The sequence below is a fragment of the Microbacterium sp. CR_7 genome, assembly GCF_041954755.1.
Classification (GTDB): domain Bacteria; phylum Actinomycetota; class Actinomycetes; order Actinomycetales; family Microbacteriaceae; genus Microbacterium.
This window is the reverse complement of record NZ_JAVAYF010000010.1, coordinates 1-25,086: the sequence shown is the minus strand read 5'-3', so window position 1 is coordinate 25,086 and position 25,086 is coordinate 1. Positions and strand designations below refer to the sequence as shown.

Below are 25,086 nucleotides of genomic sequence, written 5' to 3'. Positions count from 1 at the left end.
TGACTCTAGCCTGTCACCGTGACCGCACACCCCGATGCCGGGACGATCTTCGACGCCGCCGTGGCCGAGCTGCGCGAGACGCCATTCCGTGGCGACATCACCGTCCGCGAGATCGCCACGCCCCAGGGCCTCGCGCCGTACGCCATCGCGCTCGCCGCGGACGTCCGCCCCGGCGATGACGGCGAATCGATCTACGGCACGGGGCGGTTCATCCTGCTCCATGATCCCGAGGCGCCGGGGGCCTGGGGCGGATCCTGGCGGATCGTGATCTTCGCGCAGGCACCCCTCGAGACCGAGATCGGCACCGATCCGCTGCTCGCCGATGTGACGTGGTCGTGGCTGGTCGATGCGCTCGACTCGCGTGGAGCCGTGTCCCACTCCGCATCCGGAACGTCGACGAAGACCCTCTCGAAGGGGTTCGGCGGCCTCGCCGAGGAGGGCGACGGGGCGCAGATAGAATTGAGAGCGTCCTGGACACCCGAGGGTCCGTTCCGACCGCACGTCGAAGCATGGGCCGAACTGGTCGGGATGCTGGCGGGTCTTCCGCCTGGTTCCGAGGGCATCGCCGTGATCGGCGCTCGAAAGGCAGCACGTGACTGAATACTCCGTGATCTCCGATGTCTCAGAGTTCCACGCGGCCTGCGCCGCGCTCGCGGCGGGCGAGGGGCCCGTCGCCGTCGACGTGGAGCGGGCCTCAGGCTTCCGCTACTCCCAGCGCGCGTACCTCGTGCAGGTCTTCCGTCGCGACGCGGGGGTCTTCCTGTTCGACCCGCCGGCGCTCGGCGACTTCGCCCCGCTGCAGGCGGCGATCGGCGACGTCGAGTGGGTGTTCCACGCTGCGAGTCAGGACCTTCCGTCCCTTCGGGAGCTGCACCTCGAACCTCCGTCGATCTTCGACACGGAGCTCGCGGCCCGCCTGCTCGGCCACGATCGGGTCGGACTGGCCGCCGTCGTGGAGAGCACGCTCGGCATCACTCTCAAGAAGGAGCACTCCGCCGCCGACTGGTCGACCAGGCCGCTGCCCGCCGCATGGCTCGAGTACGCCGCGCTCGACGTGCTGCACCTCATCGATGTCCGCGAGGAGCTCCAGCGTCAGCTCGACGATCAGGGCAAGACGACGTTCGCCGACGAAGAGTTCGCCGCGACTCTGACGCGCCGCCCGAAGCCACCGCGCGAGGACCCCTGGCGTCGTCTGAGCGGACTGCACCAGGTGCGTGGCGCACGTAATCTCGCCGTCGCGAAGTCGCTCTGGTCGGCTCGCGAGGCCTACGCGCAAGAACAGGACGTCTCCCCCGGTCGACTGGTGCCCGACCGCTCCCTCATCGCGGCGGTGCTGGCGAATCCGCAGAGCAAGCAGGCGCTCGCCGGGATCAAGGACTTCCAGGGGCGCGCGAGCCGCACCCAGCTGGACCGCTGGTGGCAGGCCATCGTCGACGGGCGTGCGACGGAGGAGCTGCCGCGCGAGCGCGTGCCGAGCGACGCCCTGCCGCCGCCCCGCGCGTGGGCGGATCGCAACCCCGAGGCGGACGCCCGTCTCAAAGCGGCCCGTCCCGTCGTGGAGGCCGTGGCGGAGGAGCTCTCGATGCCCACCGAGAACCTGCTCACCCCCGACTATCTCCGCCGCATCTCCTGGGACCTGCCCGGGACGACGACGGATGCGGTCGCCGCAGCGCTCGAGAAGCTCGGCGCCCGCCCGTGGCAGATTGAACAGACTGCACAGAAGATCGCTGCGGCCTTTGTAGAGGCGGCTCAATCGCCCGACGGGGCGTCCGCTCCCGCTTCGTAGGTTCGACCCAACCGATTCCTCCCGGTTTCCGGCGGTTCCTAGACTGAGGCCACCGCACAAAACTTGGAGGCAGAGTGGCCGAGATCTCGGACGTCTTCTTCGTCGATGGAGTGCGCACCCCCTTCGGGCGCGCCGGCGAAAAGGGCATGTACTGGAACACCCGCGCAGATGACCTCGCCGTGAAGGCGACGATCGGTTTGATGGAGCGCAACGCCGCCGTCCCTGCCGACCGGATCGACGATGTCGCGATCGCCGCGACGAGTCAGACCGGCGACCAGGGCCTCACCCTCGGTCGTTCGGTCGCGATCCTCGCCGGTCTCCCGCAGACCGTGCCAGGCCTCGCCGTCGAGCGCATGTGCGCCGGCGCCATGACGAGCGTCACGACGATGGGCGCGTCGATCGGCGTCGGCATGTACGACCTCGCGCTCGCGGGCGGCGTCGAGCACATGGGCCACCACCCGATCGGCGGCAACGCCGACCCGAACCCGCGCTTCGTCGCAGAGAAGATGGTCGACCCCGGCGCGCTCAACATGGGTGTCACGGCGGAGCGCATCTTCGACCGCTTCCCGCACCTGACCAAGGAGCGCTCCGACCGCTTCGGCATGCTGAGCCAGCACAAGGTGCAGGCCGCCTACGACGCCGGCAAGATCCAGCCCGACCTCGTGCCGGTCGCGATCAAGGATGCCGACGGCGCGTGGGGCCTCGCCACCGAGGACGAGGGCCGTCGCCCGCAGACCACGATGGAGGACCTCGCGGGCCTGAAGACGCCGTTCCGTCCGCACGGCCGCGTCACGGCGGGAACATCGTCGCCTCTCACCGACGGCGCGACGATGTCGCTGCTCGCAGGCGGCGGCGCCGTCAAGGAGCTCGGCCTCGCCCCGAAGATGCGCATGGTGTCGTTCGCGTTCGCCGGCGTGCAGCCCGAGATCATGGGCATCGGCCCGATCCCCTCGACCGAGAAGGCGCTGAAGAAGGCCGGCCTGCAGATCTCCGACATCGGTCTGTTCGAGCTCAACGAGGCGTTCGCGATCCAGGTCATCTCCCTGCTCGACCACTTCGGCATCGCCGACGACGACCCGCGCGTGAACCAGTGGGGCGGCGCGATCGCGCTCGGCCACCCGCTCGCGGCATCCGGAGTCCGCCTGATGATCCAGCTCGCGGCGCAGTTCGCCGAGCGCCCCGACGTGCGCTACGGCCTGACCGCCATGTGCGTCGGGCTGGGCCAGGGCGGCTCGGTCATCTGGGAGAACCCGCACTACGACGGCAAGAAGAGGAAGTAATCACCGATGGCCACTTCGGTTTCCGACCAGTACGCGAAGATCGACTTCTCCCCCATCCAGGCGCTCACCGAGGGCGAGGTGATCACCCGGTCGCCGGTTCGCGACATCCGCCTCCCGTCGGGCAAGGTGCTGGCGCTCATCACGCTCGACAACGGCCGCGACCACACGCGACCCAACACCCTCGGCCCCGCGACGCTGACGCAGCTCGGCGAGACGCTCGACGGTCTCGCGGCGCGTGCCGCGGCAGGTGAGATCCAGGCCGTGGGCGTCACGGGCAAGCAGTACATCCTGGCTGCGGGCGCCGACCTGTCCGACATCAGCAGGGTCGGCTCGCGCGACAACGCCCGCCTGATCGCGCAGCTCGGCCACAAGGTGCTCGGCAAGCTCGGCGAGCTGGGCGTGCCGTCGTTCGCGTTCGTGAACGGCCTCGCCCTCGGCGGCGGGCTCGAGATCGCGTTGAACTCGACCTACCGCACGGTGGACGCGTCGGCTGCCGCGATCGCGTTGCCAGAGGTGTTCCTCGGCATCATCCCGGGCTGGGGCGGCGCCTACCTGCTGCCGAACCTCATCGGCATCGAGAACGCCCTCGAGGTGGTCATCTCGAATCCGCTCAAGCAGAACCGCATGCTCAAGCCGCAGCAGGCGTTCGATCTCGGCATCGTCGACGCGATCTTCCCCGCGGCGAACTACCTCGAGAACTCGCTCGTCTGGGCCGACGCCGTGCTCGGCGGCAAGAAGGTCGAGCGCAAGAACGAGCCGGGCAAGATCGAGCGGCTCACCAAGTGGCCGATCGCGATCAAGATGGCCCGCGGCATGCTCGAATCCAAGATCGGCACGGTCCCGAAGTCGCCGTACGCAGCACTCGAGCTGCTCGACAAGGCGAAGAGCGGCACGAAGGCGGAGGGCTTCGCGCGGGAGGACGAGGCCCTCGCCGAACTCGTGACCGGCGATCAGTTCGCGGCATCCATGTACGCGTTCGACCTGGTGCAGAAGCGTGCGAAGCGTCCCGTCGGGGCGCCGGACAAGGCCCTCGCGAAGAAGGTGACGAAGGTCGGCATCATCGGCGCCGGGCTCATGGCCAGCCAGTTCGCCCTGCTCTTCGTGCGCAAGCTGCAGGTGCCCGTCCTCATCACCGACCTCGACCAGGCGCGCGTCGACAAGGGCGTCGCCTACATCCACGAGGAGATCGGCAAGCTCGAGGCGAAGGGGCGTCTCGACTCCGACACGGCCAACAAGCTGCGCGGGCTCGTCACCGGCACCACCGACAAGAGCCTGTACGCGGACTGCGACTTCGTCATCGAGGCGGTGTTCGAGGAGGTCGGCGTCAAGCAGCAGGTGTTCGGCGAGATCGAGAAGATCATCGCCGAGGATGCGATCCTCGCGACCAACACCTCGTCGCTGTCGGTGGAGGAGATCGGTGCGAAGCTCGCACACCCGGAGCGTCTGGTTGGCTTCCACTTCTTCAACCCGGTCGCGGTGATGCCGCTGATCGAGATCGTGAAGACGCCCACGACCTCGGAGGCAGCGCTCTCGACCGCCTTCGTCGTCGCGAAGAACCTCGGCAAGAACGCGGTGCTGACCGCCGATGCTCCCGGGTTCGTCGTCAACCGCCTCCTGGCCAAGGTCATGGGCGAAGCGGCCAAGGCCGTCTACGAGGGCACGCCGCTCACCGACGTCGAGAAGGCTTTCGCGCCGCTGGGACTCCCGATGGGGCCGTTCCAGCTCATCGACCTGGTCGGTTGGAAGGTCGCCGCGCACGTGCAGGACACGATGGCGCACGCGTTCCCCGATCGCTTCTACGCGAACGACAACTTCCACGCTCTCGCCGAACTGGACACGGTCGTCGAGAAGGACAAGGGCGGCCGCGTGACCGGCTGGACCAAGCAGGCCGAGAAGATCCTCAAGCCGGCGGTGGGCTCGAGCCCCGCGTCGGCCGCGACGATCCTCCAGCGTGTGCAGGACGGACTGGCGAGCGAGATCAAGCTCATGCTGGACGAGGGCGTGGTGCCCGAGGTCGAGGACATCGACCTGTGCCTCATCCTCGGTGCCGGCTGGCCGTTCATCGACGGCGGAGCGTCTCCGTATCTCGACCGGGAGGGAGCCTCGGAGCGCGCCTTCGGAGGATCGTTCCACTCGCCGCAGATCCGCGGCATCGAGAGCCGCTGAGCCAGCAGCGAACGCCCCACCCGACGGACGACGTCGGGTGGGGCTTTTCGTGTCGGCCGCGAACCGTCGGGCGAACGCAGCGGGACCGAGCGCGTCTCACGTCGCGGATCGCTGCGCCGGCCGCTCGTCCACCTCTCCGACGCGTGGCCAGTAGGAGAGGGCTCGCTCCGCGAGCGCGGTGATCGTGAGCGAGGGGTTCACCCCGGGATTCGCCGGGACGGCGGATCCGTCGACGACGTGCAGGTCGGGGTGCCCCCACACGCGATGGAACTCGTCGATCACGCCGGAGGCCGGCGACTCCGAGATGACGGCACCCCCGAGGAAGTGCGCGGTCAACGGGATGCCGAACACCTCCGGCCAGGATCCGCGGGCCTCGGTCACGACGCCGCCCTCCTGCTGGACCCGCCGCGCGATGGCCTCGGCCGCGCGGTGCGCCTGCGGCAGGTGACTCGGGTTGGGCTCGCCGTGACCCTGCGCGCTGGTGAGCACGGATCGCCCGAAGCGGCGCCGCAGCGACAGAGTGAGCGAGTTGTCCGCCGTCTGCATCACGAGGGCGATGATCCCGCGCTCGCTCCATCGGCGCAGCGACGCGAGCCGGACCTGGCGCACCGGCGCGCGCAGCGCACGTCGAACGAGCAGAGCGAGCCGTCGCCCGAGCGACGCGTCGCCGGGGACCATGATCGAGGCGAGGGCTCCCATGAGATTCGACCCCGGGCCGTAGCGGACGTTCTCGACGTGCGTGCGCTCGTCGACGTGGAACGACGTCGTGATCGCGATGCCGCGCGCCAGCTCCAGGTTGTCGGGCACGCGCGTCGCGACGGCACCGTCCAGAGCCTCGGAGTTCGTGCGGGTCAGCCGGCCGACGGCATCCGAGACCCACGGCAGAGCCCCGCTGGCCTTCATCCGGTGGAGGAGCTGCTGGGTGCCCCAGGTCCCGGCCGCGAGAACGACCTGCCGGGCACGGATCGTCCGTCGCCCGCGCGCGATCCACGGTCCGCTGCGCTGCGTCGTGACGGCGAAGCCTCCGCCCGCGAGAGCGCGGACCTCGGTCACCGTCCGCAGCGGCTCGATGACTGCACCACGACGCTCGGCGAGGTGGAGATAGTTCTTCATCAGGGTGTTCTTCGCGCCCACGCGGCATCCGACCATGCAGTTGCCGCAGAGCGTGCACCCGGTGCGGTCGGGGCCTTCACCGCCGAAGTACGGGTCGGCGACCCGCTCCCCCGGCTTCCCGAACCAGACGCCGACCGGGGCGCGACGGAACGTGTCGGCGACCCCGAGATCGTCCGCCGCGCCCGCCATGATCCGCTCGACGGGGCCGGTGTGCGGGTACCGGTCGACCACCCCGAGCATCCGCTTCGCCGTGGCGTAGTGCGGCGCGAGTTCGGACTCCCAGTCGCGCAGATCCCGCCACTGCTGGTCGGTGAAGAACGCAGCCCCGGGCTGGTACAGGGTGTTGGCGTAGTTCAACGAACCGCCGCCCACTCCGGCTCCGGCGAGGATCATGACGTGCGGCAGTCGATGGATGCGCTGCACGCCGAAGCATCCCAGCCACGGTGCCCAGAGGTACCGGCGCACGTCCCAGTTGGTCTTCGCGAAGTCGTCGTCCTCGAACCGCCGCCCCGCCTCGTACACGCGGACCCGGTACCCCTTCTCGGCGAGACGGAGCGCCGCGACGGACCCGCCGAAGCCCGACCCGACGATCACCACGTCCTCGTCGAAAGCGGATGCCGTGGTCATCGCTCGTCTCCCTGGTCGCCGTCTCTGTCCGGCACGATGAGCGTCAGTGCCCGCGGGCGCACGGTGATCGTGCATTCGTCCTCGCCGAGTCGCTCGCCGTCGGCGTAGACGACGAGACCGGGGGCGCGGACGACGACCGATCGCACGCGGCGCTGCCTGACCTCGGTGCGTCGGAGGTGCGTCCCGCGCAGGAGGGACGGGAAGAGCCGGAGCAGTCGCAGACGGCCGAGCGGTGCGACCTCGATGAGGTCGAGCATCGCGTCCGTCGGGTCGGCACCGAGGCACACGGGCATCCCGCCGCCGTAGCTCGGTGTGTTGCCGACCGCCACGAGCGTGCCGGGACGCTCCTCCGTCGCACCGCCGTCGACAGCGACCGAGAACGCCAGCGGACGCAGACGAGCGAGCTCGATCACGAGTGCGAGGTAGTAGCGGAGGGCGCCGTGCGGCCACCGCAGCCGATTGGTGCGCTCGCTGACCTTCGCGTCGAAACCCAGGGCGGCGACCGTGAGGAATGCGGCAGAGCGATCCCCGGAGTGCACCTCCCCCACGTCGATCGTGCGCGGGATGCCGTCGAATGCGAGATCGACCGCCGCGATCGGATCCTGGCGCGGCAGGTCGAGCGCCCGCGCGAGGTCGTTGCCCGTGCCGGCCGGCACGAGCACGACGGGGACGCCGGCGGCGATCACGTCGTCGATGATGCCCGAGAGCGTCCCGTCCCCGCCGACGACGACGAGCGCATCGGGCCGCGCTGCAAGGGCGGTCCGAGCGAGCTCCCTCGTCTCGGCGGCTGTCGTCCCCGAGTACGCGCGGATCCCTGCGCCGCGCTCGCGCAGTCGGCTGACCGCGGCATCCGTGATTCCACGGCCCCTTCCCTTGCCTGCGAACGGGTTGCTCAGCACGGCGACGTGGCTCGCCATGTCAGTCTTCCCGCTCGGCGGGGATCAGCGCCCCGGGGTTGAGGACCCCGGCGGGATCGAGCTCGCGCTTGATCGCTCGGAGGATGCGCACACCCGTCGTGCCGATCTCGCTCTCGAGCCACGGCGCGTGGTCCCGGCCGACGGCGTGGTGGTGACTGATCGTTCCCCCGGTCGCGACGATCACGTCGTTCACCGTCGCCTTGACTCGCGACCAGACGCCGAGCGGATCGGCGCGGATACCGGCGAGAACCGTGAAGTACAGCGAAGCGCCGGTCGGGTACACGTGCGACACGTGGCACATGACGTACGACCGCGCACCGGACTCGGCGAACCCGTCGCGCAGTGCGCTCTCGACGGCGGTCTTGAGTGCCGGGAGGTTCGACCAGGTGGTCGCCGTCTCGAGCGTCTCGCAGAACACACCCGCGTCGAGGAGCGAGTCGCGCAGATACGGCCCGTCGAAGCGCCCCGACAGCCACTCCTCGGAGGCGCCCTCGCCCGTCGCCGTCCCGCCGACCGCACGCAACAGTCCGCTCACCTTCGCCCGACGCTCGGCGATCCCCTCGCCCTCGTACACGGTGACGGCGCTCGCCCCCTTCGCGAGCGCCTTCCCGATCCGACCGACCTGGGCGAGGCTCACCGCGGTCTCGGCTTCGTCGGACAGGCGGATGACCGTGGCGCCTCCGCCAGCCTGCGCGACCCGGCGCAACCCCTCCGCGCCGCTGGCGAAGTCGGGGAAGGTCCACGACTCGAACACGCGCTCGCGCGGGATCGGATGCACGCGCACGCGAACCTCGGTGATCACGCCGAAGGCCCCCTCCGACCCGAGGAACACGCGGATCAGGTCAGGCCCGGCCGCGGAGCCCGGCGACCTGCCGAGCGCGACATCACCCGTCGGCGTCGCGACGCGGATGCCGGTGACCATGGTGTCGAAGCGCCCGTTGCCCGCGGAGTTCTGGCCTGAGGACCGGGCCGCCGCGAACCCGCCGATCGTCGCGTAGCGGAAGCTCTGCGGATAGTGGCCGAGCTCGTACCCGTGGACGGCGAGCTGGGCCTCGGCATCCGGCCCGGTCGTGCCCGCTGCGATGACGGCTTCTCCGCTCACCTCGTCGAGGTGCAAGACCCCGGAGAGGCGACGCAGGTCCAGACTGACGACAGCGCGGTGCGCGCCGCGCTCCGGTTCCAGGGCGCCGACGACGCTCGTGCCGCCGCCGAACGGGATCACGGCGATGTCGCGGTCGACGGCCACCTGAAGGCACGCGACGACCTCTTCGTGGGTGCGAGGGCGCACCACACCGTCCGGCGCGGGTTGGCGGCGTTGCCGGAGGCGCAGGAGATCGGGGGTCGAGCGCCCGGCGGAGTGCCGCACTCGTGAATCATGCTCGGTCGAGACGTGGTCTGCACCGACGACCGCCGCGAAAGCTTCGACATCGGCGGGCTCCAGGGCGGAGGGCGCGAGTTCGACGTCGTCGAGGGAGACAGCGGTCTCGGGTCTGCGAATGCGTCCGAGCAACAGCGGGAGGAGTGTGCGGACGGCGAGTGGCAGGTCCCTGGCCTTCGCCGGGTCTCCCCAGCCGTTCCAGCGCATCTCTGCGACCGCGGCTGCTCTGCCGTTCCCGTGACTCATGCGTTACAGTGTGACACATCATGGAAGAACGTCAAGCAACGACCGTGCTCCCCGAGGGGGGCCTGCCGCAGTGGGACGCGACGCAGACGCGGATCCTCGACGCCGCCGACGATCTGATCGTGCGGCGCGGCGTGCACGGCGTGACCATCGCCGAGCTCGCGCGCCGCGCGGGGCACAGCCGCCCCACGATCTACCGCAACTGGACCGATGCCGACGATGTGGTGCGGTCCGCGCTTCTCCGGCGGGTCGCCGCCATCGTCGCGGAGTTCCCCGAGCCGTCGCACTCGCGCGGAGAACTGGTCGACGACGTCCTCCGTTTCTCGGCGCTGTTCCGCAGCGACGCCGTCTACGGTCGTCTGCTCGACGAAGAGCCGGAGGCGTTCACCAGATACACCCTGCAGCGGGTCGGGTCGAGCCAGCGGCTCATCCTCTCGTGGCTGGCCGGCGCGATCTCGACCGCCCAGGAGCACGGCGACGTGCGCCGCGACGCCCCGAAAGAGATGGCGGTGATGCTCATGCTCGTCGCCCAGTCCGCCGTCCTGTCGCACGGCACCGTGTCGGACCTCGTCTCGGAGAGCGCCTGGGAGCGCGAGCTGCGCGCCGCCCTCGACGGGCTGCTGCGCGCATGAGCACCGCCTCCCCCGACCTCAACGCCGCGAGTCGGGCTGCGGATCTCGACCGCTCCGCCTCCGAGATCGTCGACGTGCTCGTGGTCGGAGGAGGCATCACCGGTGTGGGCGCCGCCCTCGACGCCGCGTCCCGAGGACTCTCGGTCACCCTGATCGAGGCACACGACCTCGCCCACGGCACGAGCCGGTTCAGCTCGAAGCTCGTGCACGGCGGGCTCCGCTACCTCGCGACGGGCGATGTCGCCACCGCGCGTGAGAGCGCCGTCGAGCGGCACCTGCTCATGACGACCATCGCACCGCACCTGATCCGCCCGCTCGGTCAGCTGCTTCCCTTCGTGCCCGGGGTGAGCCTCCGACAGCGCACGACCGGGGCGATCGGCATGGCACTCGGCGACCTCTTGCGGATGCGCGCCGGCACGTCGAGACGCACGCTGCCCGCGCCGCGCCCCGTCTCCGCGGCGAACGCTCAGCGGCTCGCGCCGGGCCTCGTGACGCGAGGGCTCCGCGGCGGCATGCTCTCCTTCGACGGTCAACTCGTCGACGACGCCCGACTCGTCGCCACCGTGGCCCGGACAGCCGCCGCGTACGGCGCTCGGATCCTCACCCGCGTGCGCGCCCGCTCGCTGCGCGCTGACGGCGCGGCCGCGGAGGACGCACTGACCGGCATGCGGTTCGACCTGCGTGCTCAGAGCGTGATCAACGCGACCGGTGCCTGGGCGGGCACCCTCGACGAAAGCATCACGATCCGGCCGAGCCGCGGCACGCACGTCGTGCTGGATGCCGCGGACCTGGGCGATCCGTCGGTCGCTCTCACGATCCCGCACGAGGGCTCGATCAGCCGCTTCGTCTTCGCCCTGCCGCAGCTCGACGGGCGCGTGATCGTGGGCCTCACCGACGAGGACGCGCCGGGGCCGGTGCCGGACGTCGCGGTGCCGACCGAGGCAGAGATCGCGTTCCTGCTCGACAACCTCAATCGCGTGCTCGAGCGCCCCCTCGGCCGCGATCACGTGCGGGGGGCTTTCGCCGGGCTGCGCCCCCTGGTCGACACCGGCGCCGCCTCGACGGCGGACATCTCCCGACGGCACCTCGTGACTGCTTCCGAGGGCGGCTTCGTCGACGTGCTCGGCGGCAAGCTCACGACCTATCGCCGCATGGCGGAGGATGGGGTCGACCTCGCGGTGTCGCTCCGAGGACTGGCGGCCGGAGCGAGCCGCACCGCCGGTCTCCGGCTGGTCGATCGACGCGTGCCGACGGCATCCGCTCCGCTCGTCGCCGGCATTCCCCTCAGCCGGGAGGACGTCGTGTTCGCCGTACGGTCGGAGGGCGCGATGACGGCATCCGATGTGCTCGACCGACGCACGCGCGTGGGCCTCGTCGATGCCGACCGGGCGCGGTGCGAGCCCGCCGTCGAGACCGTGGTCGCCGAGACGCTCGCCGAGCTGGTCTGAGCGCAGCGCCGGCAGGAGCAGTGGCCGGGGTGGGTCGGGTCGACGAACACCCGTCGAACAGCACGTGAAATGCGCGACGTCCGAGCGTCAGACCCGCTCCCGATGCGCTCCGACCGTGCACAGTGGTCCCATGGACATGATCCTGTCGATGCTCGGCGGCAAGGGGATGTCGGGGCTCTTCAAGACCGGCACCGCGATCCTCACCATCCTGCTCGTGGTCCCTGCCCTGCTGAAGATCTTCGTGGTGACGGTCGATGAGGGGTGGGCGGCGATCCGCACCCGCAACGGCAAGCCGATCATCCGCAACCGACCGGCGCGTCGTCCCGCGAACCGCGGCGGCGCGGTCGGGGAGGTCGTGGTCTTGAACCCCGGCACGCACGGCGCGTTCCCGCTCTTCTACTGGTACAAGCTGATCGACGTCCGGTGTCGCGCGACCGACCTTCCCGCGCGGGAGATGACCGGCGCGAGTGGTCACCAGCATCGCGTGCACGCCTCGTTCGAGTGGCGTCCGATACCCAACGGACGAGACCTGCGGGTGTTCGAGCTCGACGTCGTGAACGTGACCGAACGCGCCTCGAACATCGTCGGCGCGTCGCTGCGAGATGTGATCCGCGGCCTCGACGGCGCCGACCTCCCGCACAACGACGAGATCAACACGCGGGTGATCGCGGCCAGCGCGGAAGAGGTGCGTCGGGCGTGCGGCGTCGAACTGGTGCGGGTCATGGTCACCGGCGACGCGCTCACCGACGGCTACCTGCTCTCGACGGCGCTGCGCGATTCGGAGCGGGGCGCTGAGGCCGTCGCAGCCCTGCATGCGCTGAACTGAGTCGTGCCCCTCGTACGCTGATCAGTTGCGTTCGTGCAGGGGGAACTCGACGGCTCCGGCATCGCCCGACTGGCGCGCCACGGGGATGCGGGTACCGAGCACCTGCGCGACGACGTCCTGAGCGATCTTCGATGCCGTGAGCCCCGCGTCCGCGAGGATCTGGTCACGCGAGGCATGGTCGATGAACTCGTCGGGAAGACCGAGCTCGTCGACCGCCGTGTCGATGCCCGCCTCACGCAGAACCTGCCGCACGCGGGTGCCGACGCCGCCCACGCGGATGCCGTCCTCCAGAGTGATCACGAGACGGTGCCGCGCGGCGAGCTCGACGATCGAGGGCTGGACCGGGATGGCCCAGCGCGGGTCGATGACGGTCGCGCCGATCCCCTGCGCACGCAGCCTCTCGGCGACATCGACCGCCAGCGATGCGAACGGGCCGATGCCGACGACCAGCACGTCTTCCGACTCGCCGCGGGCGAGCACGTCTACCCCGTCCTCGAGACGTTCGATCGCGGGGAGGTCCGGGGCGACGTCGCCCTTCGGGAAGCGGATGACGGTCGGGGCGTCGTCCACGAGCACGGCCTCGTCCAGTGCCTCCTGAAGGCGGACCGCGTCACGCGGGGCCGCGATGCGGATGTGCGGCACGATCTGCAGCATCGCGAGATCCCACATGCCGTGATGACTGGGACCGTCCGGTCCGGTGACGCCCGCGCGGTCGAGCACGAAGGTCACGCCGGCGCGGTGCAACGCTACGTCCATGAGCACCTGGTCGAATGCGCGATTGAGGAACGTCGCGTAGAGCGCGACCACGGGGTGCAGGCCGCCGAACGCGAGCCCGGCCGCCGAGGCGACCGCATGTTGCTCGGCTATGCCGACGTCGTACACCCGGTCGGGGAACCGCTCAGCGAACGGAGCGAGACCGGTCGGACGCAGCATGGCCGCGGTCATGGCGATCACGTCGGAGCGGCGCTCGCCCACCGAGACGAGGGCGTCCGAGAACACGTCCGTCCACCCGCGACCGCCGGAAGCCAGAGTCTCGCCCGTGGCCGGGTCGATGCGTCCGACGGCGTGGAACTGGTCGGCCTCGTCGTCACGGGCCGGCTGATAACCGCGACCCTTCTCGGTGATCGCGTGCACGATGACGGGCGCGCCATAGGACTTCGCGAGTTCGAGGGTCTCGATGAGCGCAGGCAGATCGTGGCCGTCGACCGGACCGAGGTACTTGATGTCGAGGTTGGAGTAGAGCGCCTCGTTGTTCGTGAAGCGCGAAAGGAAGCCGTGCGTGCCGCCTCGCAGGCCCCGGAAGACCGCACGGCCCACCGGACCGAAGGCCCGGAACAGACGGTCGGAGCGCTGGTGCAGGTCCTTGTACGCAGCTGCCGTGCGCACGCGGTTCAGATACCGCGACATGCCGCCGATCGTCGGTGCGTACGACCGACCGTTGTCGTTCACCACGATGACCAGGTTGCGGTCGTTGTCGTCGGAGATGTTGTTGAGCGCCTCCCACGTCATGCCGCCCGTCAGCGCGCCGTCGCCGACGACCGCGACCACGTGGCGGTCGGCCCGACCCGTCGCGGTGAGAGCGCGCGAGATGCCGTCGGCCCAGCTCAGCGAGCTCGACGCGTGTGACGACTCGACGACGTCGTGCGGGCTCTCGCCGCGCTGCGGGTAGCCGGCCAGACCGCCGCGAAGGCGCAACGAGGAGAAGTCCTGTCGCCCGGTCAGCAGCTTGTGCACGTACGACTGGTGGCCGGTGTCGAAGATGAACGGGTCGTCCGGCGAGGAGAAGACGCGATGCAGGGCGATCGTGAGTTCCACGACGCCGAGGTTGGGACCGAGGTGGCCCCCGGTCTGAGACACGTTCTCGACGAGGAACTCGCGGATCTCGCCGGCGAGCTCGACGAGCTGGTCCTCGGACAGCGAGTCGAGGTCACGGGGTCCTGAGATGCTCCGGAGAATGGGCATCTGCACCTCCTCACAGGCACCGTCGGGGCAGCCGATTCCGGTTCGGATGCAGGTTCGATCCTACCCCGCCGTGCCAGGGAAGGCCTGGAGCGCAGAAGCCCCTTGACACACGCGGAGGGGCCCGGTTCCGAAGAACCGGGCCCCTCCGTCGGCGATCAGACCAGAGAACGCAGCACGTACTGCAGGATGCCGCCGTTGCGGTAGTAGTCGGCCTCACCGGGGGTGTCGATGCGGACGACCGCGTCGAACTCGACGACCTGCTTGCCCTCGGGCGAGTGCTCGCTCGGCGTCGCCGTGACCTTGACGGTCTTCGGCGTGACGCCGTTGTTGAGCTCCTCGAGTCCGGTGATCGAGACGATCTCCGTCCCGTCGAGGCCGAGCGACTCCCAGCTCTCACCGGCCGGGAACTGCAGCGGGACGACGCCCATGCCGATGAGGTTCGAGCGGTGGATGCGCTCGAAGCTCTCGGTGATGACGGCCTTGACGCCGAGGAGGCTCGTGCCCTTGGCCGCCCAGTCGCGCGACGAACCGGAGCCGTACTCCTTGCCGCCGAAGATCACGAGCGGCGTGCCCTGAGCCTGGTAGTTCATGCTCGCGTCGTAGATGTACGACTGCGGGCCGCCCGGCTGCGTGAAGTCGCGGGTGTAGCCACCCTCCACGACCTGACCGTCGTTGACGGCCGACACCATGAGGTTCTTCAGACGGATGTTCGCGAACGTACCGCGGATCATGACCTCGTGGTTGCCGCGGCGCGAGCCGAAGGAGTTGAAGTCCTTGCGGTCGACGCCGTGCTCGGTGAGGTACTGGGCGGCGGGCGTGCCGGGCTTGATGTTTCCCGCGGGCGAGATGTGGTCGGTCGTGACCGAGTCGCCGAGCGTGGCCATGACGCGCGCACCCTCGATGTCCTTCACCGGGGTGAGCTCCATCTTCATGCCGTCGAAGTACGGAGCCTTGCGGACGTACGTCGAGTTCTCGTCCCACTGGAAGGTGTCGTCCTCGGGGGTGGGCAGGCTGCGCCAGCGCTCGTCGCCGTCGAAGACGGTCGCGTACTGCTTGATGAACTGCTCGCGCGAGATCGACGAGTCGACGATCTCCTGCACCTCGTCGGGCGTGGGCCAGATGTCCTTGAGGAACACGTCCTGACCGTCGGAGCCCTTGCCGAGCGCGTCCTTCTCGAAGTCGAAGTGCATCGAGCCGGCGAGGGCGTACGCGATCACCAGCGGCGGGCTGGCGAGGTAGTTCATCTTCACGTCGGGGCTGATGCGGCCCTCGAAGTTGCGGTTGCCCGAGAGCACGGCGGTCACGGCGAGGTCGTGTGAGTTGATCGCCTCGGACACCTCTTCGATCAGCGGACCGGAGTTTCCGATGCAGATCGTGCAGCCGTAGCCGACCGTGTAGAAGCCGAGACCCTCGAGGTCCTTGTCGAGGCCGGACTTCTCGTAGTAGTCGGTGACGACCTTGGAACCGGGACCGAGCGTCGTCTTGACCCACGGCTTCTGCTTCAGGCCCTTCTCGAGCGCCTTGCGGGCGACGAGACCGGCCGCGATCATGACCGACGGGTTCGACGTGTTGGTGCACGACGTGATCGCGGCGAGCGTGACGGCGCCGTTGTCGAGGATGTACTTCTCGCCCGACGGCGTGGTGACGGGAACCGGGTTCGACGCGTTGACCGGGGCGCCGCTGTTGATGTGCACGGGGCGCGTGGTGCGCGGCTCTTCCTCGCCGGGGACGTTGCCCGGATCGGATGCCGGGAACGAGTGCTTCGACTCGAGGTCGACGACGTCGTCCGACGTCGAGGCCGTGGCGTAGTTCAGGATGTCCTGCTCGAACTGCGACTTCGCGTCGGAGAGCAGGATGCGGTCCTGCGGGCGCTTCGGCCCGGCGATCGACGGCACGACGGTGCCGAGGTCGAGCTCGAGGTACTCGCTGAAGACGGGCTCCTTCGAGGCGTCGTGCCAGAGCGTCTGCTCCTTGGCGTACGCCTCGACGAGTGCGACGGCCTCTTCGCTGCGGCCCGTGAGGCGCAGGTAATCGAGGGTCACGTCGTCGATCGGGAACATCGCAGCGGTCGACCCGAACTCGGGGCTCATGTTGCCGATGGTCGCGCGGTTGGCGAGCGGCACCGAGGCGACGCCCTCGCCGTAGAACTCGACGAACTTGCCGACGACGCCGTGCTTGCGCAGCATGTCGGTGATCGTGAGCACGACGTCGGTCGCGGTCACACCGGCGGGGATGTCGCCGGACAGCTTGAAGCCGACGACGCGCGGGATCAGCATCGACACGGGCTGGCCGAGCATCGCGGCCTCGGCCTCGATGCCGCCGACGCCCCAGCCGAGCACGCCGAGGCCGTTGACCATGGTCGTGTGCGAGTCGGTGCCGACGCAGGTGTCGGGGTAGGCGCGCAGCACGCCGTCGACCGTGCGGTCGTAGATGACCTTCGCCAGGTGCTCGATGTTCACCTGGTGCACGATGCCCGTGCCGGGCGGGACGACCTTGAAGTCGCTGAAGGCAGTCTGGCCCCAGCGGAGGAACTGGTACCGCTCGCCGTTGCGCTCGTACTCGATCTCGACGTTGCGCTCGAGCGCGTTCTCCGAGCCGAAGAGGTCGGCGATGACGGAGTGGTCGATCACCATCTCGGCGGGCGAGAGCGGGTTGATCTTGTTGGCGTCGCCGCCGAGCGCCGTGACGGCCTCGCGCATGGTGGCGAGGTCGACGATGCAGGGCACACCGGTGAAGTCCTGCATGACCACGCGCGCCGGCGTGAACTGGATCTCGGTGTTGGGCTCGGCCGCGGCATCCCACGATCCGAGAGCCTCGATCTGCGCCTTCGTGACGTTCGCGCCGTCCTCGGTGCGGAGCAGGTTCTCGAGGAGGACCTTGAGGCTGAAGGGGAGCTTGTCGAAACCGGGCACCGTGTCGATGCGGAAGATCTCGTAGTCGGTGCTGCCGACCGTCAGGGTGCTCTTGGCACCGAAGCTGTTCACCGTGGACACGAATCCGTCTCCTTCTATTCGGATGGGAGCGACAGGCGCCTCCATCTTGCTCGCCAGCGAGCCCCTGCGGCTAGCAAGGCAGACCTAACCAGTCTGCTCCGCTCAGCCCATGGGCGGAAGCCTGCAATTTATCTTGATGTCAAGATAAATCTATCACGACTGAGGCGGTTGCTCGGCCTGCGGCGCGCGCGGGTAGAGCGCCCGAACGACGAGCCAGGTGACCGCGATGAGCGGTGCGAACAGCGGGAGTCCCATGATGAGCTTGAGGGTGCCGAGCACCGCCACCTCGTTCGCGAGGTAGAGCGGCAGCTGTACGGCGAGACGCGCGAAGAAGAGCGCGGCCCAGGCGACTCCCAGCCAGAGGAAGGCGCGACGCTTGCGGCGGTCTTTCCGCCAGGCGGTGCCCTCGCCCATGAGGAATCCGACCGCGAGGCCGATGAGCGACCAGCCGATCAACGCCGACACGAGCATGGCCGTGCCGTACACGGCGTTCGTGATGAGGCCGGGGACGAAGTTGTCGGCGCCGCGTCCGGTGAACAGGGCGAGTCCGGCGGCCGCAGCCGCGGCGACCAGGCCTCCGATCGCGGCGGAGGGCGGCGACTTCTGCAGCAGCCGGACGACCGTGAACACGGCGGCGAGTCCGACCGAGACGCCGAGCGACAGGATCAGCGGCTCGGGGCGGATGGTGAAGAGGATGACGAACGCGAGGCTCGGCAGGACCGACTCCAGGATGCCGCGCACTCCCCCGATGGCGGACCAGACGACCTGATGGGTCGGCCCCGACGTCGAGGGATCGAGGCCCGCGCGGCGTGCCGCACCGCCGAGCGCCGCGCCGAGGACCTCCGACGCGCTCTGCTCACGCTCGGGCTCGGGCGCCGGCGGGGTCAGCGGAGTGCTCACGCCGAGCCCGGAGTCGCCGGCATCTTCAGCGGGATGAGGTCACGCGGCGGCATCGGAGCGCCTCCGCGCACGACCACGATCGACCGGAACAGGTCTTCGACCTTCGCTGCAGCATCGAGATCGGATGCCGCGGCTCCGCCGATCACGCCGCGCAGGAACCATCGCGGGCCGTCGATGCCGATGAAGCGCGCGAGCCGCAGCTCCGAGCCCTCGCTGGCGGGGGCTGGAACCTCGGCGAGCAGCTCCTTCCCCAGGGGACCCTCGCGCTCCTCGACACGTCCGCCCTGCGCTCGCACCTGGTCGCGGAGCTGCACGCGGGTCTCGTCCCAGAGACCGCCGGATCGCGGCGCCGCGAACGGCTGCACCTGCAGCGACGACTCGGCGTAGTCGAGACCGACCGCGACGATGCGCTTGGACTGCTCCTCGACCTCGAGACGCAGGTTGAGGCCCTCGCGCGGCAGGATCTTGATGCCGCCGAGATCGATGTACGGGCGGACCGGGTTGGCCTCGGAATCGTCGAACGGCCCGTCGGTCGCGCGGTTCGCGGGTGCCGACTTCGAGGGTGTCGCGTTGGTGTCAGTCATGGACCTGTCCTGCCGGGGTCGAGTGGGTTCCTGTCTGGTAGCCGGTCGAGCCGAAGCCGCCTTCGCCGCGAACGCTCTCGGGCAGCTCTTCGACCGGGATGAACGTGGCTCGGGTCACGGGCATGACGATCAGCTGCGCGATGCGGTCGCCGACGGCCACATCGTACGCGCTGTGGATGTCGGTGTTGATCAGACTCACCTTGATCTCGCCGCGGTAGCCCGCATCGACGGTGCCGGGAGAGTTGACGATCGAGATGCCGTGCTTGGCTGCGAGGCCGCTGCGCGGCACGACGAAGGCGGCGTATCCCTCCGGCAGCGCGATGCGCACGCCGGTCGCCACGAGAGCGCGCTCCCCCGGGTCGAGGTGCACGGCCTCGGCGGCGACCAGATCCGCCCCCGCGTCGCCGGGGTGGGCGTAGCCGGGCACGACAGACGCGATAATGGGGACATCAACGGAATCAGTCACCCCACGAGGCTAATGCAGAACACCGCTCCCGACGCACGAGTCCGCTACCGCGAGCGGCTGTCGCCGAGCCTGTGGCTCCTGGTGACGATCGCTCTCGCCGGACCAATGGTCGCGCTCATCTTCATCCCCGCCGGATCGACGCTCGCGCTCGTGATCGGCGCCGCCGTCTCGGCGCTGCTGGTCGCCGGAGCCATCACGCTCACGCCGGTCGTCTCGGTGCAGGGCGACGAGCTCCGCGCGGGCCGCGCGCACATCGAGGTGCACCACCTCGGCCGGCCCGTCGCGCTCACCGGAGAAGAGGCGCGCCAGGCCCGAGGCCCTGGTCTCCCCGCGCGCGGCTGGCACCTGGTCCGCGGAGGCATCGACGGCGTCGTCGTGGTGCCGAACGTCGACCCTGACGATCCGGTCACGGCCTGGACCATCTCGACCCGCACCCCCGACCGTCTCGCCGCCGCGATCGAGGCCGCGCGCTCCTGACCCGGCGGCGCGATCGGCCCCGAAACGACAACGCGCCCCTGACCGAAGTCGGGGGCGCGCACGTCTCGCTCGGATGCGCTCAGGCAGCGCACTCCTTGCAGATGGGGCCGTCGGGCCCCTCGTGGTCGAGCTGGGAGCGGTGCTTCACGAGGAAGCAGCTCATGCAGGTGAACTCGTCCTGCTGCGCGGGCAGCACGACGACATCGAGCTCGAGGTCGGACAGATCGGCACCGGGGAGGTCGAAGCTGGACGGGTTGTCCGCGTCCTCGTCTCCCGTGGAGCCGGAGTTCTTGTCCGGCACACGCTCCTTGAGGGCTTCGATCGACTCGGAGTCGTCTTCACTCTTGCGGGGAGCGTCGTAGTCGGTTGCCATATGGAGAATCTCCACTTTCATGCGAGTGGGTGGTGCGCCGTCGGGGTAATCGGCGGCCATAGTTTGCACGACCGTGGGTGAATAAGCAAATGCCCGCGGGTGCGACAGAGCAAACTCACGGCACGCCCGGTGTATTCCCCGGTCGGAGCGCCGCTGCGTGACACCATGAACGCACAGCCACAAGAGGGGCATTCGCATGGAAAACGTCACCATCGTCGGCACCGAAGCAGGGGTCCTGGTACTCGCCACAGAGTCGGGCGAGCGGTTCGCGCTGCCCATCGACGACGTGCTGCACCGGGAGATTCGCCGGGCGACGCGGCAGAGCGAGCCGGCGACGCAGCGCCTCGCGGCGAGTCCTCGCGACATCCAGGCGCAGATCCGCGCGGGCCTGACGGCGCCCGAGGTCGCCGAGCTCCTCGGCATCGACGTCGAGGACGTCGAGCGCTTCGAGGGTCCCGTCCTCGCCGAGCGCGAGCACGTGATCGGTCAGGCGCTGGCCGTGCCCGTCCTCATCGGCAGCGACGTCGAACCGGACGCGCAGCCCACCTTCGGCACGGCGATCCGCGCGAAGCTCGCCGACGTCGAGGCGTCGGCCGAGCGTTGGGCGAGCTGGAAGGAGGATCGCACCTGGATCATCAAGCTCGAGTTCACCGCGAACGACGTCGACCATGACGCCCGCTGGTCGTTCGATCCCCGTCGCAGCGCCCTCGCGCCGCTGAACGCCGACGCCACGCAGCTCTCGCGCCAGGGATCGCTCCCCGAGGGCCTCATCCCCCGCCTCCGCGCCGTGGAGTCCGAGCGCACGACCTCGCCGTACAAGGACGACAGCCGGTTCGACTCCGGCGCCTTCGGCCCGCGGCTCGTCCCGACTCCGGTTGCCGACGCCGAGAACGGCGAGGTGTCGCAGCCCGAACGGTCGTCGTCGGCCGTCCAGGATGCCGCGACCAAGCGCGCGCCGGAGTCGACGAGCACGAGCCCCGAGACCGCCGACCTCCTCGAGGCTCTCCGTCGCCGCCGCGGTCAGCGCGAAGCCGCGCCGTTGCTCGAGGAGACCGAGGAAGACGAGACGGACTCGAATCCGATCGCCCTCTTCGACGCCTTCGAGACGACGGAGCCCGAGCAGGAGGAGCCGGAGCCCGAGCCCTCCCCGGAGCCGGCGAACGACGGCGGCAGCCGGCGTCGACGTCGCAACGCCATGCCGTCCTGGGATGAGATCGTCTTCGGAGCCCGCACCGACGAGTGACGGCCTGGCCTCAGCGGGCGAAGGCTCCGAGACGCAGCAGCGGAACCTGACGCTCCTCCGGGGTCAGAGCGCCGTGCTGGCCGACCATCCCGCGGTTCCGCTGGTCCGCAGCGGTGCCGTCGTATACCGCGACGTTGCCTCGGGAGACGATCAGGACGTCGCCGATGCGGGACACCGCGGCATCCGTCACCGTCGGGCCGAAGAGCCCGGCCCGGATCGCGTCCTCGCGCGTCCCCACCTCCGCGAACCCCTCGAGGTCGCTGCGCCACCGCGCCGTCACCGCAGCGGCATCCGCATCCGGTTCGAGATAGGCGTGCAGCATCCGCGGCTCCCCACCCAGATGCCGCACTCCGGAGAGGTGCTCGGCCTCCAGCACGACCTGCCGGTGGGCCGGCACGTCGACCATGCCGTGGTCCGCAGTGACGATCACGCCGACGCCCGACGGCACTCGCACGGAGAGCGCGGCGTCGAGCTCCTCCAACGCGGCTATCCAATGCGGCGAGTCGATGCCGTGCCGGTGTCCGGCCTTGTCGACCTCCGGCAGGTAGCAGTACACGAAGGAGCCGGGATGCCGTTCGGCGAGGTCGTACGCGGTGCGCACGCGATCCGCGGGATCCTCGGCCGAGACGAACTCGGCGCCGCGCAGGGTGGCACGGGTGAAACCGCTGCGCGCGTAGGCGGCCACGCCGACCGCGAACGCCGGGCGCCCCTCGGCGGACGCACGCTCGAACACGGTCGGGGTCGGCTGCCACATGAGCGGGTCAATGCCCTCGCTCTCCCACCCGGACAGCTGATTGACGAGCAGGTCCCGCTCTCGGTCCAGCACCCGGTATCCGACGAGGCCGTGCTGCCCCGGCCAGGCCTCCGTGAGCAGGCTGGTCAGCGCGGCGGCGGTGGTCGAGGGGAACACGGTGTGCGCGATGTCCTTCTTCGCCATCCCGGCCGTGAGTGATCGGGCGTGCCCGGCGTGGGCGCGCAGGGTGATGGCGCCCAGACCGTCGATGAGCACGAGGACGACGGACTGCGCGCGCGGCAACGTGTCGGATTCGCCGCGGAGAGCGGCGAACAGGTCGCCCGCCACCCCGACGACGCTCCGGGCTGCGAGCGACTCGGGCGGTAGCATGAGGGACATCCGAGCCAGTCTGACACAGGCTCCGCCACGCCCTCAGCCCGCATCACCCAGGATGGCCATGCCGAAGACCCCGCCGCCCGAGCTCGCTCCGGAGAGAATCCAGGACATCGATCTCGAGAGTGAGATGCAGGGGTCGTTCCTCGAGTACGCGTACTCCGTGATCTACTCGCGCGCTCTGCCCGACGCCCGCGACGGCCTCAAGCCCGTGCAGCGGCGCATCCTCTTCCAGATGGCGGAGATGGGCCTTCGTCCCGATCGCGGACACGTCAAGAGCGCGCGCGTCGTCGGCGAGGTGATGGGAAAGCTGCACCCGCACGGCGACTCCGCGATCTACGACGCACTCGTGCGCCTGGCGCAGGACTGGGCGCTCCGCGTCCCGCTGGTCGACGGACACGGCAACTTCGGCTCGCTCGACGACGGCCCCGCCGCCGCTCGCTACACCGAAGCCAGGCTGGCCGCTCCGGCGACCGCGCTCACGCAGGATCTCGACGAGGACGTCGTCGACTTCATCCCGAACTACGACGGTCAGTTCCAGCAGCCGGCGGTGCTGCCCGCTGCTTTCCCGAACCTCCTCGTCAACGGCGCCAGCGGCATCGCGGTCGGAATGGCCACGAACATGGCGCCGCACAACCTCATCGAGGTGGTGGCGGCAGCGACCCATCTGCTCGAGCATCCCGATGCCACGACCGAGGAGCTCATGGAGTTCGTCCCCGGTCCCGACTTCCCGTCGGGCGGGATCCTCATGGGCCTGGACGGCGTGAAAGACGCGTATGCGAACGGGCGCGGAGCGCTCAAGGTGCGCGGCAAGGTGTCGGTGGAGTCCCTCGGGCCGCGGCGCACCGGGATCATCGTGTCGGAGCTGCCCTACATGGTCGGCCCCGAGCGCCTCATCGAGAAGATCCGCGACGCCGTGCAGTCGAAGAAGCTGCAGGGCATCAGCGACGTCACCGATCTCACCGACCGCAACCACGGTCTCCGCGTCGCTATCGGCATCAAGACCGGCTTCGACCCGAACGCCGTGCTCGAACAGCTCTACCGGCTCACCCCCCTCGAGGACTCGTTCAGCATCAACAACGTCGCGCTCGTCGACGGACAGCCGCGCACGCTCGGCCTCAAGGAGATGCTCAGCGTCTACGTGAGTCACCGCATCGAGGTCATCACGCGCCGCAGCCGCTATCGGCTCGCTCGCCGCGAAGAGCGTCTGCACCTCGTCGAGGGACTGCTCATCGCGATCCTCGACATCGACGAGGTCATTCAGGTCATCCGCTCGTCCGACGACTCCGAGCAGGCGCGCACGCGACTGCGCACGGTCTTCGACCTCAGCGAGCCGCAGGCCGAGTACATCCTCGAGCTGCGTCTGCGCCGCCTGACCAAGTTCTCGCGCATCGAGCTCGAGAGCGAGCGCGACGCGCTGCAGGCGGAGATCGCCTCCCTCCGTGAACTGCTCGGCAGCGACGTCCTCCTGCGTGCGGCGGTGGCGAAGGAGTTGGATGCCGTGGCCGACGCCTACGGCACGCCGCGCCGGACCCTGCTCATGAACGCCGCGCCGCCGAAGCCGCGGGCGACGAAGGGCGCCGTCGATCTGCAGATCGCCGACGCGCCGACCGTGCTCGTCCTGTCGACGACGGGTCGCGCCGTTCGGGTCGACATCGCGGAAGGTCAGCAGCTCACCGCGCCTGCCCGTCGCAGCAAGCACGACGCGATCCTCGCGACCGTCGACACCACCGTGCGCGGCGAGATCGGCGCGCTCACGACCGAAGGCCGCGTCCTGCGCTTCTCCCCCGTCGACCTCCCGTCGGTCCCCTCGTCATCGGTGCAGCTCGCCGCCGGTACGCCGCTGCGCGACTACCTCGGTATCACCACGCGCGGTGAGCGCATCCTCGGATTCGTGCGGTTCGACAGCGACACCCCGATCGCGATCGGCACGGCCCAGGGAACGGTCAAGCGCATCGTCCCGTCCGCCCTTCCCGTCCGTCCGGACATCGAGGTCATCGGAATGAAACCGGGTGACACGATCGTCGGGGCCGCCGAGGCCTCCGACGACGCCGAGCTCGTGTTCGTGACCACCGACGCGCAGCTGCTGCGCTTCTCCGCCTCGACCGTGCGCCCGCAGGGTGCTCCTGCGGGCGGCATGGCCGGAGTGAAACTCGGCTCGGGAGCCTCGGTGCTGTTCTTCGGCGCGGTCTCGCCCGGGACGGATGCCGTCGTCGCGACCGTCTCCGGCACCGAGAGCGCTCTGCCCGGCACTGACCCGGGGCGTGTGAAGGTCTCGGCCTTCGCCGAGTACCCGGCCAAGGGTCGCGCGACCGGCGGTGTCCGGGCGCACGCCTTCCTGAAGGGCGAGGATCGTCTGACCGTCGCCTGGGTGGGTCCGGCGCCGGCGCAGGCGGTCGACCCGACAGGTGCGGTCCGCAAGCTGCCCGAGGCGCGCGCCCGGCGTGACGCGTCGGGTCAGCCCGTGGAGGGCGTCATCGGCAGCATCGGGCGCACTCTGGTCTGACGGGGGGGGGGGGGGGGGGGGGGGGGGGGGGGGGGGGGGG

Annotated in this window: 20 protein-coding genes; 10 read left to right on the top strand and 10 right to left on the bottom strand. The window is 69.9% G+C overall.

Features of this window, described 5'->3' with window-relative positions:
* The first annotated feature begins 18 nt into the window (after positions 1-18).
* From RAC81_RS16460 to RAC81_RS16445, 4 genes are all read left to right on the top strand, one after another.
* Entirely contained in the window at positions 19-600 is a 582-nt protein-coding gene (locus tag RAC81_RS16460) for a DUF3000 domain-containing protein (protein ID WP_375083364.1), read from the top strand.
* Positions 593-1,786, top strand: a complete 1,194-nt coding sequence (locus RAC81_RS16455; RefSeq protein WP_375083363.1) for a ribonuclease D — start codon at positions 593-595, stop codon at positions 1,784-1,786. The genes RAC81_RS16460 and RAC81_RS16455 overlap by 8 nt, the downstream gene beginning before the upstream one ends.
* 74 nt (positions 1,787-1,860) lie before the next feature.
* Positions 1,861-3,066 carry a thiolase family protein gene (locus tag RAC81_RS16450; protein WP_375083362.1) on the top strand — a complete coding sequence of 402 codons (1,206 nt, stop codon included), beginning with the start codon at positions 1,861-1,863 and terminating at the stop codon, positions 3,064-3,066.
* Between the two features lie 6 nt (positions 3,067-3,072).
* Positions 3,073-5,232 (top strand): 3-hydroxyacyl-CoA dehydrogenase NAD-binding domain-containing protein, encoded by a 2,160-nt coding sequence (locus RAC81_RS16445; protein WP_375083361.1) that lies wholly within the window; start codon positions 3,073-3,075, stop codon positions 5,230-5,232.
* Positions 5,233-5,328: 96 nt separating this feature from the next.
* Here RAC81_RS16445 and RAC81_RS16440 read toward each other — a convergent pair whose 3' ends face one another.
* Genes RAC81_RS16440 through RAC81_RS16430 form a run of 3 tightly spaced genes read right to left on the bottom strand, consistent with a single transcriptional unit; the run spans position 5,329 to position 9,513 of the window.
* Positions 5,329-6,972 carry a GMC oxidoreductase gene (locus RAC81_RS16440; protein ID WP_375083360.1) on the bottom strand — a complete coding sequence of 548 codons (1,644 nt, stop codon included), beginning with the start codon at positions 6,970-6,972 and terminating at the stop codon, positions 5,329-5,331.
* Positions 6,969-7,889 carry a diacylglycerol kinase family protein gene (locus RAC81_RS16435; RefSeq protein ID WP_375083359.1) on the bottom strand — a complete coding sequence of 307 codons (921 nt, stop codon included), beginning with the start codon at positions 7,887-7,889 and terminating at the stop codon, positions 6,969-6,971. The genes RAC81_RS16440 and RAC81_RS16435 overlap by 4 nt, the downstream gene beginning before the upstream one ends.
* Before the next feature lies 1 nt (position 7,890).
* Positions 7,891-9,513, bottom strand: coding sequence for an FAD-binding oxidoreductase (locus tag RAC81_RS16430; RefSeq protein WP_375083358.1), 1,623 nt, complete (start codon positions 9,511-9,513; stop codon positions 7,891-7,893).
* A 20-nt stretch (positions 9,514-9,533) separates the two neighbouring features.
* Here RAC81_RS16430 and RAC81_RS16425 point away from each other — a divergent pair, with 20 nt between their 5' ends.
* The 3 genes from RAC81_RS16425 to RAC81_RS16415 all read left to right on the top strand — a co-directional run bounded on the left by RAC81_RS16425 (position 9,534) and on the right by RAC81_RS16415 (position 12,416).
* Positions 9,534-10,142, top strand: a complete 609-nt coding sequence (locus RAC81_RS16425; RefSeq protein WP_375083357.1) for a TetR/AcrR family transcriptional regulator — start codon at positions 9,534-9,536, stop codon at positions 10,140-10,142.
* Entirely contained in the window at positions 10,139-11,590 is a 1,452-nt protein-coding gene (locus RAC81_RS16420; RefSeq protein ID WP_375083356.1) for a glycerol-3-phosphate dehydrogenase/oxidase, read from the top strand. Before RAC81_RS16425 ends, RAC81_RS16420 begins: the two co-directional genes overlap by 4 nt.
* Before the next feature lie 130 nt (positions 11,591-11,720).
* The gene (locus tag RAC81_RS16415; RefSeq protein WP_375083355.1) at positions 11,721-12,416 is read left to right on the top strand and encodes an SPFH domain-containing protein; all 696 of its coding nucleotides are present in this window, start codon (positions 11,721-11,723) and stop codon (positions 12,414-12,416) included.
* Between the two features lie 21 nt (positions 12,417-12,437).
* Here RAC81_RS16415 and dxs read toward each other — a convergent pair whose 3' ends face one another.
* From dxs to dut, 5 genes are all read right to left on the bottom strand, one after another.
* Complete coding sequence (dxs, locus tag RAC81_RS16410) at positions 12,438-14,378, bottom strand: 1-deoxy-D-xylulose-5-phosphate synthase (protein WP_375083354.1); 1,941 nt, start codon at positions 14,376-14,378, stop codon at positions 12,438-12,440.
* A gap of 155 nt (positions 14,379-14,533) precedes the next feature.
* Positions 14,534-17,416: an aconitate hydratase gene (locus RAC81_RS16405; RefSeq protein WP_375083353.1), complete on the bottom strand. Its 2,883-nt coding sequence runs from the start codon at positions 17,414-17,416 to the stop codon at positions 14,534-14,536.
* A 108-nt stretch (positions 17,417-17,524) separates the two neighbouring features.
* Positions 17,525-18,271, bottom strand: a complete 747-nt coding sequence (locus RAC81_RS16400; protein ID WP_375083352.1) for a DUF3159 domain-containing protein — start codon at positions 18,269-18,271, stop codon at positions 17,525-17,527.
* Complete coding sequence (locus RAC81_RS16395; protein ID WP_375083351.1) at positions 18,268-18,855, bottom strand: DUF3710 domain-containing protein; 588 nt, start codon at positions 18,853-18,855, stop codon at positions 18,268-18,270. Before RAC81_RS16395 ends, RAC81_RS16400 begins: the two co-directional genes overlap by 4 nt.
* Entirely contained in the window at positions 18,848-19,321 is a 474-nt protein-coding gene (gene dut / locus RAC81_RS16390; protein ID WP_375083350.1) for a dUTP diphosphatase, read from the bottom strand. Before dut ends, RAC81_RS16395 begins: the two co-directional genes overlap by 8 nt.
* A gap of 12 nt (positions 19,322-19,333) precedes the next feature.
* Between dut and RAC81_RS16385 the strand changes: the two genes are divergently transcribed.
* Positions 19,334-19,798 carry a DUF3093 family protein gene (locus RAC81_RS16385; RefSeq protein ID WP_375083349.1) on the top strand — a complete coding sequence of 155 codons (465 nt, stop codon included), beginning with the start codon at positions 19,334-19,336 and terminating at the stop codon, positions 19,796-19,798.
* A gap of 79 nt (positions 19,799-19,877) precedes the next feature.
* On the opposite strand, the gene RAC81_RS16380 is transcribed toward RAC81_RS16385, so the two are convergent.
* Complete coding sequence (locus RAC81_RS16380) at positions 19,878-20,171, bottom strand: DUF4193 domain-containing protein (RefSeq protein ID WP_096715394.1); 294 nt, start codon at positions 20,169-20,171, stop codon at positions 19,878-19,880.
* A gap of 196 nt (positions 20,172-20,367) precedes the next feature.
* Here RAC81_RS16380 and sepH point away from each other — a divergent pair, with 196 nt between their 5' ends.
* Entirely contained in the window at positions 20,368-21,414 is a 1,047-nt protein-coding gene (sepH, locus tag RAC81_RS16375) for a septation protein SepH (protein ID WP_375083348.1), read from the top strand.
* 10 nt (positions 21,415-21,424) lie between these two features.
* Here sepH and RAC81_RS16370 read toward each other — a convergent pair whose 3' ends face one another.
* Entirely contained in the window at positions 21,425-22,546 is a 1,122-nt protein-coding gene (locus RAC81_RS16370) for an alkaline phosphatase family protein (RefSeq protein WP_375083347.1), read from the bottom strand.
* A 58-nt stretch (positions 22,547-22,604) separates the two neighbouring features.
* Between RAC81_RS16370 and RAC81_RS16365 the strand changes: the two genes are divergently transcribed.
* Positions 22,605-25,046, top strand: a complete 2,442-nt coding sequence (locus RAC81_RS16365; protein ID WP_375083346.1) for a DNA topoisomerase (ATP-hydrolyzing) subunit A — start codon at positions 22,605-22,607, stop codon at positions 25,044-25,046.
* Positions 25,047-25,086: the final 40 nt, after the last annotated feature.

Bases quoted from the DNA above. Each gene is read 5' to 3' on its own strand.
- RAC81_RS16445 (WP_375083361.1), top strand. From the start codon at position 3,073: ATGGCCACTTCGGTTTCCGACCAGTACGCGAAGATCGACTTCTCCCCC.
- RAC81_RS16440 (WP_375083360.1), bottom strand. From the start codon at position 6,972: ATGACCACGGCATCCGCTTTCGACGAGGACGTGGTGATCGTCGGGTCG.
- RAC81_RS16435 (WP_375083359.1), bottom strand. From the start codon at position 7,889: ATGGCGAGCCACGTCGCCGTGCTGAGCAACCCGTTCGCAGGCAAGGGA.
- RAC81_RS16430 (WP_375083358.1), bottom strand. From the start codon at position 9,513: ATGAGTCACGGGAACGGCAGAGCAGCCGCGGTCGCAGAGATGCGCTGG.
- RAC81_RS16425 (WP_375083357.1), top strand. From the start codon at position 9,534: ATGGAAGAACGTCAAGCAACGACCGTGCTCCCCGAGGGGGGCCTGCCG.
- RAC81_RS16420 (WP_375083356.1), top strand. From the start codon at position 10,139: ATGAGCACCGCCTCCCCCGACCTCAACGCCGCGAGTCGGGCTGCGGAT.
- RAC81_RS16415 (WP_375083355.1), top strand. From the start codon at position 11,721: ATGGACATGATCCTGTCGATGCTCGGCGGCAAGGGGATGTCGGGGCTC.
- dxs (WP_375083354.1), bottom strand. From the start codon at position 14,378: ATGCCCATTCTCCGGAGCATCTCAGGACCCCGTGACCTCGACTCGCTG.
- RAC81_RS16405 (WP_375083353.1), bottom strand. From the start codon at position 17,416: ATGGAGGCGCCTGTCGCTCCCATCCGAATAGAAGGAGACGGATTCGTG.
- RAC81_RS16395 (WP_375083351.1), bottom strand. From the start codon at position 18,855: ATGACTGACACCAACGCGACACCCTCGAAGTCGGCACCCGCGAACCGC.
- RAC81_RS16385 (WP_375083349.1), top strand. From the start codon at position 19,334: ATGCAGAACACCGCTCCCGACGCACGAGTCCGCTACCGCGAGCGGCTG.
- RAC81_RS16380 (WP_096715394.1), bottom strand. From the start codon at position 20,171: ATGGCAACCGACTACGACGCTCCCCGCAAGAGTGAAGACGACTCCGAG.
- sepH (WP_375083348.1), top strand. From the start codon at position 20,368: ATGGAAAACGTCACCATCGTCGGCACCGAAGCAGGGGTCCTGGTACTC.
- RAC81_RS16370 (WP_375083347.1), bottom strand. From the start codon at position 22,546: ATGTCCCTCATGCTACCGCCCGAGTCGCTCGCAGCCCGGAGCGTCGTC.
- RAC81_RS16365 (WP_375083346.1), top strand. From the start codon at position 22,605: ATGCCGAAGACCCCGCCGCCCGAGCTCGCTCCGGAGAGAATCCAGGAC.